A 16,698-nucleotide genomic window follows, 5' to 3' on the forward strand; every position below is an offset into this window, starting at 1 on the left:
TGGAACAGCGGGGCGTCCGGTGCGTCGCGGTGGCCGGCGACTTCCAAATAGAGATGAATTTTTGCGGCGCTGTCCGGATGCAGCGGTAGATAGCGTAGCTTGTTGCCCTTGCCGTGGACCCTCAAATGTGACACGCCGCGCCGGTGGTGCAGGTCCTTCACTTTTAACAAGCACAGCTCCTCGCGGCGCAGGCCGTGATAGAGCAGCACCGAGAGCAACGCGCGATCGCGCTTGCCCTTAGGGGTCGCCGGGTCCGGCGCATCGAGCAGCGCGCGCGCCTGGTGATCGCCGATCGCCGGCGTTTTGCCTTCGTTGCCGTCGACCTTCGGCCGCTTCGCCCCTCTCACCGGGTTGGAAGCGACCGCGTTCTTTTCGCACAGATATACGAACAGGGAGGAGAGCGCGGCGAGCTTGCGCCGGATGGTGGCACCCGACAGCGCCCGCTCTTCGAGCGTGTTGCGCCACGCCAGCACATGCGCGCGGGTGACCAGGCGAAACTCGTCCGGCCGCGCGATGCCGGCAAAGCCCATGAAGTCCTGTAGATCGATCCGGTACGCGCGGCGGGTGCGCGGATTGTCCAGATTGGCGAACCATTCGGCTTCGGCCGGCACCGCCGTCAGCTGGTGAAACTCCGCGCCGGTCAGCCGCCGGGCGTTTTCAACGGGGATCGGCAGCACGGACATGGTTTTCTCCGCGGAGTTCGGCACCCCGCGCACGGACCAGCGCAATCAGTTCGCCGATCGTGATTTCAAAGCGGTGCTCGCGGTGGATGCCGACCTTGCGCTCATCGCTTTCGACCAACAACACGCTTTTCCCGTCCGCGCTGACGCTTAGATTCACCGAGCGACACAAGCGCCCGGTGGTCGCCTCATGCTGCGTCAGGAGGTCCATCTGGCCAACCGCGCCTTTGATCACTAACTGCGCCATGCCCGTCCCGAAAGATCCGCCCCAGGCTGCAGGTTAGTCTTGATAACGGATTTTATCAATACTACCATCCGTGATGGCATGACCGGACGGTTGCCGTGTTCTGCTCGCCAAGCACAAAAAGCTCGGCGTTGCGCTGGGGACCGACCTTCTCGTGCTCGCCAGTTTTTGAACTCGGCATTGCACTGACTGGCCTGTTACGGTGAACGTTTTGATCTCGGGATGCGGGCGTTTTTCTTGCTAGTGAAGATTTGCGTTCCGGCTCAGGGAGCGGAGCGCCGACGTGTGTGGATTTGGCCCACTTCGGGGCGGGCCTGTTTTGCTGACGCCTGTCGTCGACCGATTCAGGGAGGCGGAGATGGAAGAAGATCTGAGTACGCTGCGCATCGCTCGTTCGCAGGAGGGGCAATGGTTCGGGCGGATCCTAATCGGCTCGACGGAACTGGTTCTTACCGCCTGCAAGTCGCCGCAAGAAGTCGAGGAGCTTGTCAATAAGATGGGCCTCCATCCCGGCCATGTCGAGGTGGAAGATTAAACGTGAGCGCGGAGGCAGAGCCATGTGTTACGGCGATCCAGGAATTATCGAAGACAGTCATTGACGGTCGCACGCTTCAAACGAACGAGGCGGGCCATAGGGTGCTCGATGACTTCGAGCACTTCTGCGCCTATTCGGGCTGTGATCCTGACATTGCCTGCGCGAAGCCTGCATTCCTGAGTGCGCGACTTGCCAAAACCTCCGCCTGGTTCCGGCAATCGAGCCGGCAGAACTGATGCACGGCAACCACGTCGCTGGGGCTCGGTTCCGGCCGGTCGAAATCCACCGAGTTCTAACGCTCTAACAATGCATCGCCGCAAGCAATCATGGAAACCACTGGAAGCGTCGCCCTGGCAGAGGTAGCCGCTCGGGCAAGCCATCTCGACGTCGCGTGCACGCGTTGCAGCCGGCGTGGCCGGTACCGATTGGCACGGCTCGTCGAGCAGTTCGGCGGCGATTACGCGATGACGGACCTGGGTGCGGAGCTGGCGAACTGCCCGAGCAGGAGCGCGACCGCGCACGGCGAACGCTGCGACGTGTACTTCCCCTGTCTTCCGGCGATCTTGGACGGCGCCGATTAGTCGGTGATGTGCCCGACATGCCTTGCATTGCGGGTCGGGTCTGCTACAACGTAAGAGGTCTCCTCGCGCGCATCCTGGCGTGAGCACTGCCCGCCGGGTAAGCGCTGCGGCGGGCTTTTCTTTTGCTAAGCTACCAGTACGCCTCTCGCGTTCGGGCGTCTCTCCTTCGCGCCCGCTGCGGCGGGCTTCTTTTTGTGTTCGTAGAGCGGGGCGTGCCGTACTCTCGCGCCTCGCGCCAGTAGCGCCGGCAAGCGCCACGAGCATCGCCTAATGCTCACGCGGTACCTGCGAGCCAATGCATGCGCCACGTAACAGGAACGCACTTGATACGCCCGCCGTACCGCTCGACTTAGACCCCCGATCAAGATGGCGGGGCCATTGCGCGCGAGCCAGTTGGAGCGTTCATAAAATCGGATGAGACGGGATTCCCTCATCGACCTTGAGAACCTCGTCGGAGTGAGCGGTGACCGTGCGCGCAAACTGCATGAGCGCTGCGCAGGTCACGCCAACAAAGGGTGCAGCATGAAACTCGAGTACCGCGAATGGACGATCAACTCGCGACCTGAAAAGAAGGGTCATCACTGGCACGCGTGGGTCGAGGTCGAGCGCGGGCCGAGTGAGGACCAGGACGGCTGGCAAATCTTTCACTTCACCGACATTGGCTATTTCGACACCGAGGCCGCGGCCGTCGAGCGCGGGATTGCATGGGCGCAATCGTGGCTGAGCTCTAACTACGGGTAAATCAATGGCAAAAGCGGCTTACACGTACGCGCATATCACCGAGAAGACCGAAAGGAAATCGGTAGTTTGATGACCGAGGCACGCGGCGAGGCGACAATGGAGAAGAAATTCCGGAAAGCACCACTATGCGACCGGCGTCTACCTGGCGTGGCGCGCGATCACCGGCTTTGGCTACAAGCCCGCGGATGCGGAGCGGATCAAGGCCATGCTGTCGACCGTGAAGCTGATAGCGTGCCGAATCACGCTTCACCCATGCGTCAGCGAGGCAAGGCGCGCGATCATTCCGACGTCCAGAAGGGGTCCCGGCGTGCGGTGACATGATCGTCGCGCAGAGCGCCACCGCGCTTAACCGTTACACCACCATCGCGCGCTTTCAGACATCAGCCGTCAACGATCCGCAGTCGCACGACGAAGCACTGTTGTGGATGGGTGCGCATGCGTTTTGGGATGACGAGGATCGAGTTTGTCGGCGCCGTGTCCTACGCGCAATCGTCGTGGAGTCGGCTTGCCTAGCAGAGCAGAGATGCGCGCAGCCTTCGTAATACCGACTTGTTTGGAAAGTCACCTGACTTGTACGCCTTCAGGGCGCACGGTTGACAAATTTACACAAATCGTGTACGCTTTGAATGTGTACAAATGGAATTGGAGGCCGCTATGCCGCGCGCTGCGATCGACGACAATCAGAGAATGAACCTGCGGGTGCCGCCCGAGGTGAAGTCTCGGCTGACCCGCGCTGCGAGCCTTAACCATGTCGACTTGACCAGCTTCGTGACCCAGGCTGCGCTGCGCGAGGCCGATGCGGTGATTGCAGCCGCGGAGCAGATCAAGTTGACGGAAGACAGCTACAAGCGTGTGCTGGCGCTGCTTGAAGATCCGCCGGAACCGAACGGGAAACTGCTTGCCGCCGCCAGGGCGATGCCGAAACCGGCATGACCCTTCCGGCCTGGCATGAAGAAGCGATCGGCAGGGAGCATGATCGTGATGCCTTCGATTGCACGGACGGCGAGCTGAACCAATATCTCAAAAAATACGCGCGCCAAAATCACGAAAACGGCGGGGCCAAGACTTTCCTCGCGATCGAGGACGAAAGCGGACGCATCCTCGGCTATTACACATTGGCGCCGAGTTCCGCTGTCTACGACCAGACGCCTGAAGCGGCCCGCAAGGGCCTGCCGCGTCATCCGGTGCCTGGCTTCCGCCTCGCCCGCCTCGCGACCGATAAAAGCGTTGGCGGCCAGGGTCTCGGCACACAGCTGATCCTTGCGGCCGGCAGGCGCTGTATCAGAGTCGCCGGCGAAGTCGGCGGCGTTGCGCTGTTCATCGATGCGAAATCCGAACGCGCCGCGAAGTGGTATGAGGAGCGGGGTGCGCTGCGCCTGGTCGGCGTGCCGGAAGGTCTGCCGATCCCCATGTTGATTTCGCTCAAGACGATCGCGGCCGCGCTGAATGCGGCAGATCAGCTCTAACCACCTCGGAGAAACCCAGAGATTAGGAGCGGCCGGCCGCCACCCCTGCCTGCTGCGCAGGTGGGTGCCTAACGGCGTTGGCGTCCACGGCTTCCGGCCGACCTCAATTCCGTCAAGGAGCTTGATCATGACCGATGAGAAAGCCTGGAAATATGTGGGCGATCAGAAAAGGAAAACATGGACCTACGCCGAGATCACCGCTTCGGCCGAAAAAAGGAGATACGTCGGCTGATGGCGTGCGCGTGGCGGGCGGACTCGCACCTGAGAACCGCGCAGCAGTTTCGGGATTGGGCCTACGGTACGTTCGTAGGCTGGAATGGGTTGACAACGGGCTGGCAGATCGACGGTGACAGCGAGCGGCTCGCGGCTCTGACCGACCCGGCTAAAGGGTCCGACTGGTAGCATCGCGACTTGGACACCAACGGCCAGACGCGCAGGCGAAAAGACCCGCCGTAGCGGGTTCAAAAAAAGGAGTGCTCTACAACACGCTCCGTCGCCCCCAACGTAGCGCATTCACAGATTACCGCGTAATCGATGAAACCAAAAAAAGTAGCCCGCCGACGAGGGCGGGAAGATGACTCATGCTCAACGCCCCCACACGGGACGCAATGTCAGACTAGCGCTTTTCGGCGTCAGCGCAAGTCCGCGCGCCCACTTATTGCAATCAACTGAAGATTGTGCCGACACGTAATGCCCGGCATTATTTTGTTGATGGAACTGCCTACTCGCAGTCCTGGTGGTGCCGAGCGGGGTAGCACTTGCGCCACCCGAAACGACCGCCTATATTGGTTTTTGTCGCGCTTCGTCAGGGAGGGTTCTACTGGTCAAAGGTTGAATTCTGCGATGAGGTCGACAGAAGCTCCTTCGGGAGCTTCTGTCGTTTTAGACCCGCTTGCTGCCCCAGCCCAGAGCGGCGGGGCGGCTGTAGCTCTGGTATGACCTTGATCCAGTCAGGCGATCGACCCCGCTGGTAGGGAGAATCGAGCCGCTTGGCGACCATCCCCGCGAAGTCGTGCAGCTCCGCCTGTTCGAACACCCAAGCGCCGGCCGTCACGATGCCGATGACGTAGACAGGACCGGCGTGTTTTCGAAGCTCTCCCGCAGGATCTCTTTCCTCTGGCTCAGGGGCAGCAACCGCAGGTCCAGCTCGCCGGCGGCCAGTGTGTCAAACACATACAGGCGAGCCGGGTGCAGCTTTATTGCGGCGCGAACGCGCGGCGGAAGCTGCTTTCGAGAGCGCAACTGCAGTCGCTCAAACGAAGACTGACCGTTGGGCTTATCCAGTCAGCTCTGCATCCCAGACAAAGTTGCTGGCACCGTCCCGACCGCAGCTACGACGTCCTGGAACGCGGTATTGAGCGAGTTGCCCTGCCGGGACATCAATTCGACGTGCCTTCCAACTTTTCGAACCAGACAGCGAAAACCGTCGTTTCAGCTCGAAGATCCAGCCCTCACGGGAGACCGGCTCGGGCTGAAGCGTGGGGCGAGCATTAGGTCGGTGGTATTGATAAATGCATAAACGGGAACGATGCTTACGTTTTCCTGAGGCGAGCGCTGACAAAGGCAAGTCTCGCCCAGGCATACGCTTCCGCACTTAGTTGAGCGGGGTTGCAACCTGGTATTCGAAAAGCAAACCTTCTCCCGCCAGCACCGCGTGCCTCGAATGCGATCGATCGCACCAACGGCTCATGAACACTTGAAAGCGGTCACTGCCTCCTAGGACGGCGAAAGGCGCTTCAGGGCGCCGGCAAAAGCTTATAGATGAAAGAGCCTCGTCCATGTCATCTCAGATATGGATTGAGCCGCCAGCGCGCGCGCCTTTCTTTCTGCGCCCGACCCGCGCAACTAACTGTCAACGGCCTAGACCTCTTTATCAGCCTCGCCAACCGAGGTGATTCACGCCAGCATGGTGTTCCGCGCCCGATGGTCGCCGGGCCTGGTTGGACCCAACTCGACATACGCGCGAACACTTTCAGTTTCTCGCGAAATCGGCCGCCGTTAGCTCCAAGCGCGACGTCGGATTCGCAAGTAGCTTTCGTTGTGCGACGGCGTGAATGCGACGGTATCCGTCGCGGAAGATTTTAAGGGTCTTTGTGTCATCCGCATTGGACGTGAGCCAAAAAAGCGTTTCAAGTGCCGCGCGCGCAATCACGCATTCAACGGAGCGCGATTTGTGGACCAGGACGAAGACGACGCCACGGCGATCGGCAGCGATCCGAGGTTCGAGGTCGATTGTTTCCATGTGAGTTCAACGCGTTGGAAAGCTCCCAAAGATTCTGACACAGGCAACGCGCTCGGGGGTTCACTCCATTGAGAACCGCTTTACTAATCCGACTCGACGACAATTCCAAAATTGATATTCGCCCTGATGTTCGCACCATCGATGATCGGCGTTGCGTTGCCCGCTCACGCTTCCCAATTTGGTTGCAAGGTGATGCTATGCTTTGCCAACCGGGCATGGAACGGTGGGCCAAAGAGCCTCTGTGATTGCGTCGAACCAATTAATCAGCTTTACCTCGACCTGAACAGGGGTCGACCGTACCCGAGGTGCGACCTTGCGGATGGCAACGACGGCTCGAGCTATGCCCGTCAGGTGTTTTACGCATACGACCCCCGTTTGGCGCCGGTGCGGCCTGCCGCGAGCGGCTCATATGTCGCGCGAGAGCGGAAAGCCGGTGGCAACGATTCGGGAAAGGCTGCTTTATCACCGATGCCCGCACGCACAGGGAAACGAGCGGCGCACCCGCCGTAATGAGCCGCGCTTCGAGGGAAGAGAGCAGTGCTGCGTCAACTTTGCCGTGGCGTTTCAGGGATCATTCATATTCATCGGCCATCGGTATAAGCACGCGCGGTCTGCAAGTCGACGAATCATTGGGCCTCAACAACGCATGGTACTCGGACGTATCACGAGCCTGACCAGCAAATATCTGCTCTCCGCACGGGAGAGTCCGCGGATCAACGAAACCGCGTAAAGAGACGGCCGTCTTAGTCGACGCGACGCCGTGCCGAAATAGCCGACGCCGTCGAAATGACGAGATCCGCGAAGCGTTTTTCATCGCGATCCGCCTGCCACCGCGAGCGCGCCACCGCAATATTCACCGCGCCAATCCCGCGTCCATGCGCATTGGTGATGGCCGCCGCCGTCGAGATATCGCTGACGAAGTATTCGTCTTCCGTGTGGGCATAGCCTTGCCGCCGAATCTGCGCGATGCGATCCTTAATCTTGCGCGGCTGGTACACGGTGGACGGCGTGAAGGGGACGAGATTCGTGCGCGCGAGAATATCGTCGATCTCGCCATCTGCGAGCGTCGCGAGAATCGCTAAGCCGGGCGCCGTGCAATACGCCGGCAGCCGCGAACCCGTAATAACATGCGCATTGAACACGTTGCGGCTCACGATGCGCAGCACGAACACGATGTCCGTATCGTCGAGCACGGTGAGATTGGTCGCCTCTTCCGTCTCCGAGCCGAGTTGCTGGAGATACGGCGTCGCGCGGCTCACCAGATCGTTAGACGTAAGGTAGTGATACGTGAAATCGAGCAGCCGCGGCGAAAGCTCGTACTTGCGGCTGTCGGGATCCTTAATGAGATAGCCGAGCGCGGCGAGCGTGTAGGTGAAACGCTGCGTCGCGCTCATGTCAAAGCCCGTCAGCGACGAAATCTCCGACAGCGACAACTGGCGCTTGCTGCCGTCGAAGGCAGTGAGTACCTTCATCGCCTTCTCGACGGACTGCACGTAAAGCGACGATGCGCTCGGGTCCGCCACCTCGCCGCGCGGCTTCGCCGCTGCGGTTTTGCGCTTGCGCGGGGCTTTAGACTCGTCGCTCATTGTGTTTACCATCGTCGGATTGGATGGACAAAATTATCGCATAGCCATAAAAAGCTATCTATATACGATAGCACCTTGAACGCTTTGCATCCGGTCCCACGCATCTTCGACGCTACGCGGCAGCAGATGCTTCCTGATGCGCTCGCTCGCGGTCAGTTCGAAGCTGGCCACCGCGCGGTAATACCGCGGCAACTGGAAGCTCGCGAGGCGTTCGCGCGCCCACGCGTGCAGGGATTCCCACTCCACCGGCTCATCCTTGAATTGCACGTTGAGCAGAATGTCCTGCTCGCCGATAGGCGATGCCACGCCAATCGCCGCACTCGCGCGAACAGCCGGGTGCGCCGCGAATACGCGTTCGATCTCCCACGCCGACACGTTCTCGCCGCGCACGCGCATGCTGTCCGTCTGCCGGCCGATGAAAAACAAATCGCCGTTGGCATCGCGGCGGGCGCGGTCGCCGGTGTGCAGGCGGCCATTTCGCAAGGCGGCCTTCGTCGCATCGGGATTCTTCAGATACGCCGGCAGGAACGTGCCTTCGACCTTGCTCGACAGCACGATTTCGCCGGCCTCGCCTTCCTTCACCGGCTGGCCGTTCTCATCGAGCAAGTCGATGTCGATCCACGGCAGCGCACGGCCGATCGAACCGGGCTTGCCGGTCACGTTCGCCGTCGCGAAGCTGGAGCATTCGGTCATGCCATAGCACTCGCGCAGACGCACCTTGAGCCGCGCCTGAATCGGTTCCCACGACGATGCACTCACGCCCGCGCCCCACGCCACGCGCAGCGTATGCGTCGCGGGCTGCGCGCTTTCAGGCAACTGCATCAGGATGTCGAGCACACCGCCGAGATAGTGCAGCTGCGTCGCACCCGCGCGTTCGATCTGCGGCCAGAACTGCGATGCCGAAAAACGAGGCGCCGCGTGCAGCGTTACGGCTTCGAGAAACGGCAGCATCAACATCTGCGCTCCGCCGATATGGCACAGCGGTTCCCATAGAAACAGCCGATCGCCTTCGCGCACGTCCGCAACTTTCAGCGCCGCTTCGCTCGCGATGCGCATCATCCGGTGCGTGAAGACGACGCCCTTCGGCGCGCCCGTCGTGCCCGACGTATAGATGATGCACAGCGGATCGTGCACGCTGATTTCGGTCGTCGCGAATGCGGCGTTCGTGTCGCTCGCGTCGAATGCGGGAAGCCGTACGCGCTGCGCCGCTCCGCAATCGATGGATGCGGTGACGGCATCGAACTCATCGTCGATCACGAGGAGCTTCGGCTCCGCGTGTTGCAGCAGATAGTCGAGACCCGCCGCGCGCAGCTTTGTGTTCACCGGCACCCACACGAGGCCGGAAAGCACGAGCGCGTAGATCAGATGGATATGCTCGGCACTGTTGCCGAGCATGACGGCGACGCGGTCGCCCACCGCGAGCCCTCGGGCCGCGAACCAGCGCTGCAACTGCGCGATATGGCGCGCGGCGTCTTCGCAGGTTATTGCGCGATCGTCGAAATGCACGACGGTGCGCGCGGGCGCGCCGCGCAATCCCGCCGCGAGCAGGGGCGCGCAATCGAGTTCGTCGTTGGCGTGTCGGTGAGCGAAGTATGCTGAGTAGCAATGCATGTCTGAACCAGATGAAAACCTGAGAATTAGCGTGCTTTGCGTTTAAGCCAGGACGAAACCGCGACCACGAGCGCGATCAGAATAACCAGCGTTGTCGAAACGGCGGCAAGCGTCGGTGTGATCGCGAGTTGAATGTCGTCCCACATCTGCTTCGGCAGCGTCGAATTGATGCCGCCGGAAACGAAGATGGCGATGGTGAGATCGTCGAACGAAACGAGGAAGGCAAACAGGAACGCCGCGGTCACGCTTGCCATCAGAAGCGGCAGCACGACCGACGTAATGCGCCGCAGCGGGGATGCGCCCATGACGCGGGCCGCGTCATCGAGACGCCAGTCAAAGCGCTGAAAGCCCGCGGCAAGCGTCACGACGACGTAAGGAATGGCAAGCACGGTATGGCCGATGACGAGGCCGAGATTCGTGCCCGTGAGCCCAAAGCGCCCGAACAGATACAGCAGGCCCACCGCGACCACGATACGCGGCACAATCAGCGGCGCGACGAGCAGCGCGAACACGGGCTTGCTCGCGCGGCGCGGCATGCGGGTCATCGCGAGCGTCGCGCCGAAGCCGAGCAGCAGCGAGAGCACCGCCGTGCCGAGGCCCACTTCGAACGAGCGGACGATCGCGCTGTGCCACACCGGCGAATCCATGAACGTGCCGAACCATCTTGTGCTGAAAAGCTTTGGCGGAAACGCGATGTAATCGCTCTTCGTGAACGCATACGGAATCACCGAAAGCACGGGCACGACTAGCACCACCATGATGACGCACGTATAGAGCCCGAGCGGACTCGCGGCGCGCGCTGTCGTATCGCCGTGCGTGCGCCGGCGCATGACGAAGGGCGCGAAGAGGCGCCCCGCCATCATCAGGATCGCGAGCTTGAAACCTTGCGCGCGCAAGTTTCGCTGACGTTCCGCCACTTCGCCCGTGAGCGAGGTGAGACCCACCATGCGGTCATAGACGAAGAAGATCGCAATCGAGCAGACGAGCAGCACCGTCGACAGCGCACCGGCAAAGCGCATGTCAAAAAGTTCGAGCACGGACGAGATCACGAGTTGCGCAATCATCGTTTCCTTCGGCGAGCCGAGCAGCGCCGGCACGATGAAGAAACCGAGGCTCGATATGAAAACGAGCAATCCCGCAGCAGCCACGCCCGGTGACGACAAGGGCAGAAATACTGTGAAGAAGCTCGTGCTGCGTTGCGCACCGAGTGTTTCGGCGGCCTGCGCGAGACGGTCGTCGATGCCGCGCATCACGGGCAGCATCGTCATCACGGCGAGCGGCAGCATCGAATGAACCATGCCGATGAGCACGCCCGTCAACGACGGGATGGTGCCGCTCGTCTCGCGCACGAGGCCAAGCGACAGCGCGATGGTGGAAAGCACCCCGCTCTTCGAAAGCAGTAGCATCCACGCGTAGGTCTTCACCAGATAGCTGGTCCAGAACGGCAACATGATCCACAGAAGCCAGCGCTCGCGCATGCGCTCCGACAGACGGCTCAGCATGTACGCGACCGGATAGCCGAGCAGAACGGACAAGGCCGCTGTCATGAACGAAATGGCGAAGGTGATCCACAGCACCTTCGCGTAGACCGGCGTGCGCGCGATGCGCTCGAACTGCGCGAGGCCGATCCGTCCGTCGGCGCTGACGAGGCCGCCCTGCAGAATCTCGCCGACCGGCACGATGAAGAACACGAGCAGGAACAGGAGCGTCGGCAAGAGCGGCAGGAAGCGCATGCACCACGCGAGCCACGCGGACCGGCCGCGCCGCGATGCATCGTTCTCGCGGCGCGCGTGTAGAGCGATCGTCATGAAATGTCCTCAGGCGTGTAGCAAGGTCGTGCGATACGGATCCCATACGAGGCCCACCCTGTCGCCGATGCGCGGGCTCAGGCTGCGCCCGCAACGCACGCTGAGCGCGCTGCCGTCGTTCATCGAAAGCTGCAGGCGCGTGTCGCTGCCGAAGAACACGATGTCCGCGATGGTGCCATCGACAAAGCCGCTTTGCGGTTCCACGAGACGCGGCGCTTCGGGGCGCAGCAACAGCGTGTGGCGCGTGGCCGGGGCGGCCGGCGTGTTGACCGGCAAGGGAATGCGCCCGCCCGCCGCCAGCAGAATTGGTTCGCCGCCAGCGCCGCGCGTTTCATCGATTGCGCCTTCGAGTAGATTCGAATGGCCGATGAAGCCGGCCGCGAAGCGCGTGGCCGGCCGGTCATACAGGTCCGCCGGGGTGCCGACCTGTTCGATTCGCGCCTGGTTCATGAGACAGATGCGGTCGGAGAGCGTGAGCGCTTCGTCCTGATCGTGCGTGACGTAGACGAAAGTCGCGCCGAGTTCCTTGTGCAGGCCGCGAATCTCGGACTGCATGTGCTCGCGCAGTTTCTTGTCGAGGGCGCCGAGCGGCTCGTCGAGCAGAATGACCGAAGGCCGGTACGCGAAGCAGCGCGCGAGCGCGATGCGCTGCTGCTGCCCGCCCGACAGCTCCTTCGGAAAGCGCTTCGCATACTCGCTCATGCGCACCATCGCGAGTGCATCATCCACGGCCTTGCGCACCTCCTCGCGCGACTTGCGGCGCATGCGCAGACCATATGCGACGTTGTCCCACACGCTCATGTGCGGAAAGAGCGCGTAGCTCTGAAACACCATGCCGATGCCGCGCTTTCCCGGCTCGACATGCGTGACATCGCGCCCGGCTATCTCGATGCGCCCCGCGCTCGGCGCGACGAGGCCGGAGATCATCTGCAATAGCGTGGTCTTGCCCGAACCGGAGGGACCGAGCAGCGTCAGAAACTCGCCCGCCTGCACCGCGAGGTCGGTCGGTTCCAGCGCGACCGAATCACCGTAACGCTTCGCGATGCCGATCGCCTCGAGTTTCGCGCTCATCGTGTCGTCCCTTCAGGAAATGATCCAGGAATTGAAGCGCTCCGTGACTTTCTGGCGGTTTGCTTCCCACCACTGCGGGCTTGGCAGGCGCATGTTGCGGATGTTGTCCGGCGCCGTTGGGAGAAGCGCGGCGCGCTCTTTCGCGATCGTTTCAAACGCCTTCTTGTTGGTCGGACCGTAAGCGAGCGTGCGCGTAAGCAGCGCCTGACGCTTGGCGTCCGCGCAGAAGCGCACGAATTGCTTGGCGGCGTCGGCGCGCGGCGTGCCCTTCGGAATGCCCCAGCCTTCGATGGAATACAAACCCTGATTCCATACAATGCTCACCGGCGCGCCACCGTCCTTCGCGGCTTGCGCGCGGCCGTTCCAAGTCGAGATCATGTCGACGTCGCCGCTTTGAATCGCCTGCATCGCCTGCGCGCCCGAGGTCCACCAGATATTGATATGCGGCTTGATCTTGTCGAGACTCGCGAACGCGCGGTCCACGTCGAGTGGATACAGGTTGTCGAGCGGCACGCCGTCGGCGAGCAGCGCCTGTTCGAGCGTGTCGAGCGGACTGCGGCGCAGGCATCGGCGGCCGGGAAATTTCTTCACGTCCCAGAAGTCCGCCCACGACTTCGGGCCGCTGTCCTTGAACTTGTCGGTGCGATACGCAAGCACTGTCGAATAAACATCGACGCCAAGCCAGTTGGGCGTGATCGCCTCGGGCATAACGTCGGGATAATCGCTTGCCTTGAGGCCGATGGGCTCGAGCAGTCCCTTCGATTCGAGATACGGAATGTCGGCGGACAGCGTGAGTGTGGTCACGTCCCAAATGTAGTTCTTCGTTTGCACCATCGCCGCGAATTGCGCGACCGGCTGCGATTCGCGCGCCACCGAGACGACGTTGATCCCCGTCGCTTTTTCGAACGGATCGTAGAACGCTTCGCGATACGCCGTCGTGTAAGGACCGCCGGGGTCCGAAACCACGATCTGCTTGTCTTGCGCACGCGCGGCGAGCGGCATCGCGCTAGCGACGGCGAGCGCGCCCGCGCCCTGCAGAATGCGGCGTCGCGCCGGGTTGAAGTCTAGCGTCATTGCTCAGGTCTCCCGCACTGGATTGAGATGCAAACCTCCCGACTCACTTCGCGCGCTTGGCGAAAAATTCTTCCATCATGCGCGCGGGCTCTCCGGAGTCGTACGCTTCGCGCTGAATGCGTGCGCCCGCTTCGATGCAATCGACGAAACCCGCCTCGGTCATTTCGGCGAAGCGCTGCTTGTCGAGGCGCATCGCGATGGGCGGTTTGGCCGCGAGTTCAGTGGCGATTTCGAGCGCCTTGTCGAACACCTTGTCTTCGTCGACGATGTGATGAATTAGCCCGATGCGGTGACATTCATCCGCTTCCATCAGGCGGCCGGTGAGCGTCAGTTCGATGGTGCGCGACATCCCGAGCATCGAATTCATGATCCACGGGCCGGTGGTGCTGGGAATGCCCGCGTTGATTTCCGGCTGGCCCATGCGCACGCCCGGGTGCGCGACGCGAATATCGCCGAGCAGCGCTACCTGGAACGCCGAGCCCGCCGCCGTGCCGTTGAGGGCCATGATGAGAGGCTTCTTCAGACCGCGCAGCGCCGCGTAGTAGCGCTGCCATTCCTTGACCCAGACCACCGCACGGGCGCCGTCGAAATCGTGCGCTTCCGACAGATCCTGCCCCGCCGAAAACGCCCGGTTGCCCGCGCCCGTCATGATGATGGCGGCGACGCCCTCATCGTCGTTGAAGCGTTCGAGCGCCTCGATGATCGTCTCGCGCATCGGCGTGGTCCACGCGTTGAGCTTTTCAGGACGATTCAGCGTGATGACCGCGACGCGGCCGTGACTGGAAAACAGGACGTCTTCGTTCATTTTCTATCGTATGGTAATAGTGGATGGTGTATTGCAATATAGGCGCGTCAGAACTCAGGTGCAATCGGGTTTACGCGGAAGGGTAGAAGGCTTCAAGTGGTTGCAGGAGAACCAGAGATCAGCTTGGCAGTCAAGCAGACCAGAAGGGCAAGCAGGCGCAGCGCGCCGGGGCGGTCCGGCGCTGCAAAGGGCCAGTGTAGAATCGTCTTTCGCATTGCCGCCTGCGTCATGCAACGAAACACATCGACATGGAAGCGGAGAAGGGATGGACAAGCAAGGCTTCACTACGGGCATCGTTCACGGCGACAGAAACGCGGGCGTCGAACATGGCGGCTTGCGTCAGCCGATTCACACATCGGTCCAATATGGATTCGAGCGCGTGGAAGATCTGATCGGCGTGTTTCAGGGCACGAAGAAGGGCGGCTACAACTACGCGCGGCAAGGCACGCCGACTACGGCCGCACTCGAGCGCAAGCTCACGATGCTCGAGGAAGGCGCCGGCTCCATCTGCTTCAGCACGGGCATGGCCGCGATCACCGCCGTGTTCCTGACGCTTCTGCGCGCGGGTGATCATCTCGTCGCGAGCCGTTACGTATTCGGTAACACGAATAGTCTCTTCGGGACGCTGCGCGCGCTCGGCGTCGAAGTCACGAGGGTCGATGCCGGCGCGCGTGAGAACGTGGCCGATGCGATCAGGCCGAACACGCGCATGGTCTTCGTCGAAACAATCGCGAATCCGGGCACGCAGATTCCGGATTTGCTGCGCATCGGCGAGTTGTGCCATGAGCGCGGGCTCGCTTATGTCGTGGATAACACCATCACGTCGCCCGCACTGTTCAAGCCGAAGCAGGTGGACGCGAGTCTCGCGATCAATTCGCTGACCAAGACGATTGCGGGTCACGGCGCGGCGCTCGGCGGTGCGGTCACGGACACGGGGCTTTTCGACTGGAGCCAGTATCCGAACATCGCCGACGACTACCGGCGCGCGGGCCCCAGGGAACAAGGGCTTTTGCAGATTCGCAAGAAGGGGCTGCGCGATATGGGCGCGGCGTTGTCCTCGGAGCAGGCGCACCAGGTTGCGCTCGGGGCGGAGACGCTGGCGATGCGCGTCGCGAAGTGCAGCGAGAATGCGCTTGCGCTCGCGCAGTATCTGGAGCGTCACGAGGCCATCGGCCAGGTGTTCTATCCGGGGCTGGAAAGTCATCCGCAGCATGGCATCGCGAAGTCGCTGTTCAAGAGCGGGTCGTGGCTGCTGTCGTTCGAGTTGCGCGATCCGGCAAACATGCTCGACGTGATCAATGCGTTCAAGCTGCCGGTGAAAGCAACCGGCCTCGGCGATACACGCACGCTCATCATCCCCGTTGCGCCGACGATCTTCTTCGAAGCCGGTGCGCAAACGCGCAAGGAAATGGGCATCTCCGACGGCATGATCCGGCTGTCTGCGGGCATCGAGGAAATCGAGGATCTGATCGCGGATTTCGAACAGGCGCTGCGGCTTGCCTGAGCGCAAACCGGCGCGACGCAACGCAAGGGCCGCCCATCGGGGCGGCCTTTTTGTTCGCTTTGAAGCGGTCGATCAGCCGAACAGGCGCTCCACGCCTATCGTGATCGCGAGCCCGCCGCGATGAGCCACGCATGAAGAATCGCACCGGTCGCGATGGCGCGCGGGCCGGCTTCGCGAATCTGCGCAATACGCGTTTCCATGCCGAGCGCCGTCATGACCATGGTGAGCGCGAAGGTATCGAGCGTATTCAGCGTTTTGTTCGCGGTATCCGGCAACACGTGCAGCAAGTTCACGACGACGATCGCGAGAAAGCCCAGTGCGAACCACGGTACCGCGATCTTGCTTTGCCGGCCTTCGATGCGTCGCCATTCGCGCCTGCGCGCCCGGCTAACCCAGAAGCCGACGACGAGCAGCACCGGCACAAGCAGCATCACGCGCGTCATCTTGACGATGGTCGCAATGCGTCGCTTCCGGGCTCACGTTGCTCGCCGCGCCGAGCACTTGCGCGACTTCGTGAATCGTTCCGCCGAAGAAAAGCAGTGGAAAGTTCGGGCGCTTACCGGGAGCTTGGGTTCTGCTATCGACTATCTCGGCCACTTTGGTTCCCGCCAAAATATTTGATGGGAACCAAATTACCTTCATTCACCGCTTCCCGGAGAACGGCCGCGGTGAGCTTGCAATTACCCACACTCGTCCTGCGCGAGTTCATATCCCAGCTGAATGTCAATCAGACGGCGCATACCGCGCCAC

General features: G+C 61.8%; 15 protein-coding genes and 1 pseudogene. 6 read left to right on the forward strand and 10 right to left on the reverse strand.

The genetic code is table 11. The annotated features are described in order from the left end of the window. On the reverse strand, nucleotides 1-683 hold a 683-nt coding region (locus AWB65_RS32070), incomplete at its 3' end, for a tyrosine-type recombinase/integrase (RefSeq protein ID WP_125474271.1). Continuing rightward, nucleotides 658-927, reverse strand: a complete 270-nt coding sequence (locus AWB65_RS32075) for a hypothetical protein (protein WP_087670877.1) — start codon at nucleotides 925-927, stop codon at nucleotides 658-660. The genes AWB65_RS32070 and AWB65_RS32075, both read right to left, overlap by 26 nt. 355 nt (nucleotides 928-1,282) lie before the next feature. On the opposite strand from AWB65_RS32075, the gene AWB65_RS36505 reads away from it, so the two are divergent. The 5 genes from AWB65_RS36505 (at nucleotide 1,283) to AWB65_RS32105 (ending at nucleotide 4,247) form a co-directional block, all read left to right on the forward strand. Continuing rightward, nucleotides 1,283-1,459, forward strand: coding sequence for a hypothetical protein (locus AWB65_RS36505; RefSeq protein ID WP_159907914.1), 177 nt, complete (start codon nucleotides 1,283-1,285; stop codon nucleotides 1,457-1,459). Between the two features lie 326 nt (nucleotides 1,460-1,785). Continuing rightward, complete coding sequence (locus tag AWB65_RS32085) at nucleotides 1,786-2,040, forward strand: hypothetical protein (RefSeq protein WP_087670879.1); 255 nt, start codon at nucleotides 1,786-1,788, stop codon at nucleotides 2,038-2,040. Between the two features lie 522 nt (nucleotides 2,041-2,562). After that, the gene (locus tag AWB65_RS32090) at nucleotides 2,563-2,781 is read left to right on the forward strand and encodes a hypothetical protein (RefSeq protein WP_087670889.1); all 219 of its coding nucleotides are present in this window, start codon (nucleotides 2,563-2,565) and stop codon (nucleotides 2,779-2,781) included. 654 nt (nucleotides 2,782-3,435) lie between these two features. Continuing rightward, nucleotides 3,436-3,714 carry a type II toxin-antitoxin system TacA family antitoxin gene (locus tag AWB65_RS32100; protein WP_087658614.1) on the forward strand — a complete coding sequence of 93 codons (279 nt, stop codon included), beginning with the start codon at nucleotides 3,436-3,438 and terminating at the stop codon, nucleotides 3,712-3,714. Then, entirely contained in the window at nucleotides 3,711-4,247 is a 537-nt protein-coding gene (locus AWB65_RS32105) for a GNAT family N-acetyltransferase (protein ID WP_087670880.1), read from the forward strand. The genes AWB65_RS32100 and AWB65_RS32105 overlap by 4 nt, the downstream gene beginning before the upstream one ends. A 1,972-nt stretch (nucleotides 4,248-6,219) precedes the next feature. Here the strand turns inward: AWB65_RS32105 and AWB65_RS32115 are convergent. From AWB65_RS32115 to AWB65_RS32145, 7 genes are all read right to left on the reverse strand, one after another. Next, complete coding sequence (locus AWB65_RS32115) at nucleotides 6,220-6,489, reverse strand: DUF1488 family protein (protein ID WP_087670882.1); 270 nt, start codon at nucleotides 6,487-6,489, stop codon at nucleotides 6,220-6,222. Nucleotides 6,490-7,232: 743 nt separating this feature from the next. After that, nucleotides 7,233-8,075 (reverse strand): IclR family transcriptional regulator, encoded by an 843-nt coding sequence (locus AWB65_RS32120; protein WP_087670883.1) that lies wholly within the window; start codon nucleotides 8,073-8,075, stop codon nucleotides 7,233-7,235. 54 nt (nucleotides 8,076-8,129) lie between these two features. Beyond that, nucleotides 8,130-9,686 (reverse strand): AMP-binding protein, encoded by a 1,557-nt coding sequence (locus tag AWB65_RS32125; RefSeq protein ID WP_087670884.1) that lies wholly within the window; start codon nucleotides 9,684-9,686, stop codon nucleotides 8,130-8,132. 26 nt (nucleotides 9,687-9,712) lie between these two features. After that, on the reverse strand, nucleotides 9,713-11,494 hold the full coding sequence (locus AWB65_RS32130) for an ABC transporter permease subunit (protein ID WP_087670885.1): 1,782 nt from the start codon (nucleotides 11,492-11,494) through the stop codon (nucleotides 9,713-9,715). Nucleotides 11,495-11,503: 9 nt separating this feature from the next. Further along, nucleotides 11,504-12,565 (reverse strand): ABC transporter ATP-binding protein, encoded by a 1,062-nt coding sequence (locus AWB65_RS32135; RefSeq protein WP_087670886.1) that lies wholly within the window; start codon nucleotides 12,563-12,565, stop codon nucleotides 11,504-11,506. Nucleotides 12,566-12,577: 12 nt separating this feature from the next. Next, a complete protein-coding gene (locus AWB65_RS32140; RefSeq protein WP_087658623.1) occupies nucleotides 12,578-13,639 on the reverse strand; it encodes an ABC transporter substrate-binding protein in 1,062 nt (353 codons plus the stop codon). 43 nt (nucleotides 13,640-13,682) lie between these two features. Then, nucleotides 13,683-14,444: an enoyl-CoA hydratase/isomerase family protein gene (locus tag AWB65_RS32145; protein WP_087670887.1), complete on the reverse strand. Its 762-nt coding sequence runs from the start codon at nucleotides 14,442-14,444 to the stop codon at nucleotides 13,683-13,685. Nucleotides 14,445-14,709: 265 nt separating this feature from the next. Here AWB65_RS32145 and AWB65_RS32150 point away from each other — a divergent pair, with 265 nt between their 5' ends. Further along, complete coding sequence (locus AWB65_RS32150; protein WP_087670888.1) at nucleotides 14,710-15,948, forward strand: cystathionine gamma-synthase family protein; 1,239 nt, start codon at nucleotides 14,710-14,712, stop codon at nucleotides 15,946-15,948. A gap of 72 nt (nucleotides 15,949-16,020) precedes the next feature. On the opposite strand, the pseudogene AWB65_RS32155 reads toward AWB65_RS32150, so the two are convergent. Next, nucleotides 16,021-16,485: pseudogene (locus tag AWB65_RS32155) on the reverse strand (putative sulfate exporter family transporter); the annotation flags it as partial. Nucleotides 16,486-16,698 lie beyond the last annotated feature (213 nt).

It is taken from the genome of Caballeronia humi, assembly GCF_001544475.1.
GTDB classification, from domain to species: domain Bacteria; phylum Pseudomonadota; class Gammaproteobacteria; order Burkholderiales; family Burkholderiaceae; genus Caballeronia; species Caballeronia humi.

Excerpts from the sequence above, each read along its gene's own strand:
- AWB65_RS32115 (WP_087670882.1), bottom strand. The coding sequence starts at position 6,489 with ATGGAAACAATCGACCTCGAACCTCGGATCGCTGCCGATCGCCGTGGC.
- AWB65_RS32125 (WP_087670884.1), bottom strand. The coding sequence starts at position 9,686 with ATGCATTGCTACTCAGCATACTTCGCTCACCGACACGCCAACGACGAA.
- AWB65_RS36505 (WP_159907914.1), top strand. The coding sequence starts at position 1,283 with ATGGAAGAAGATCTGAGTACGCTGCGCATCGCTCGTTCGCAGGAGGGG.
- AWB65_RS32100 (WP_087658614.1), top strand. The coding sequence starts at position 3,436 with ATGCCGCGCGCTGCGATCGACGACAATCAGAGAATGAACCTGCGGGTG.
- AWB65_RS32075 (WP_087670877.1), bottom strand. The coding sequence starts at position 927 with ATGGCGCAGTTAGTGATCAAAGGCGCGGTTGGCCAGATGGACCTCCTG.
- AWB65_RS32105 (WP_087670880.1), top strand. The coding sequence starts at position 3,711 with ATGACCCTTCCGGCCTGGCATGAAGAAGCGATCGGCAGGGAGCATGAT.
- AWB65_RS32135 (WP_087670886.1), bottom strand. The coding sequence starts at position 12,565 with ATGAGCGCGAAACTCGAGGCGATCGGCATCGCGAAGCGTTACGGTGAT.
- AWB65_RS32120 (WP_087670883.1), bottom strand. The coding sequence starts at position 8,075 with ATGAGCGACGAGTCTAAAGCCCCGCGCAAGCGCAAAACCGCAGCGGCG.
- AWB65_RS32140 (WP_087658623.1), bottom strand. The coding sequence starts at position 13,639 with ATGACGCTAGACTTCAACCCGGCGCGACGCCGCATTCTGCAGGGCGCG.
- AWB65_RS32145 (WP_087670887.1), bottom strand. The coding sequence starts at position 14,444 with ATGAACGAAGACGTCCTGTTTTCCAGTCACGGCCGCGTCGCGGTCATC.
- AWB65_RS32090 (WP_087670889.1), top strand. The coding sequence starts at position 2,563 with ATGAAACTCGAGTACCGCGAATGGACGATCAACTCGCGACCTGAAAAG.
- AWB65_RS32085 (WP_087670879.1), top strand. The coding sequence starts at position 1,786 with ATGGAAACCACTGGAAGCGTCGCCCTGGCAGAGGTAGCCGCTCGGGCA.
- AWB65_RS32130 (WP_087670885.1), bottom strand. The coding sequence starts at position 11,494 with ATGACGATCGCTCTACACGCGCGCCGCGAGAACGATGCATCGCGGCGC.
- AWB65_RS32150 (WP_087670888.1), top strand. The coding sequence starts at position 14,710 with ATGGACAAGCAAGGCTTCACTACGGGCATCGTTCACGGCGACAGAAAC.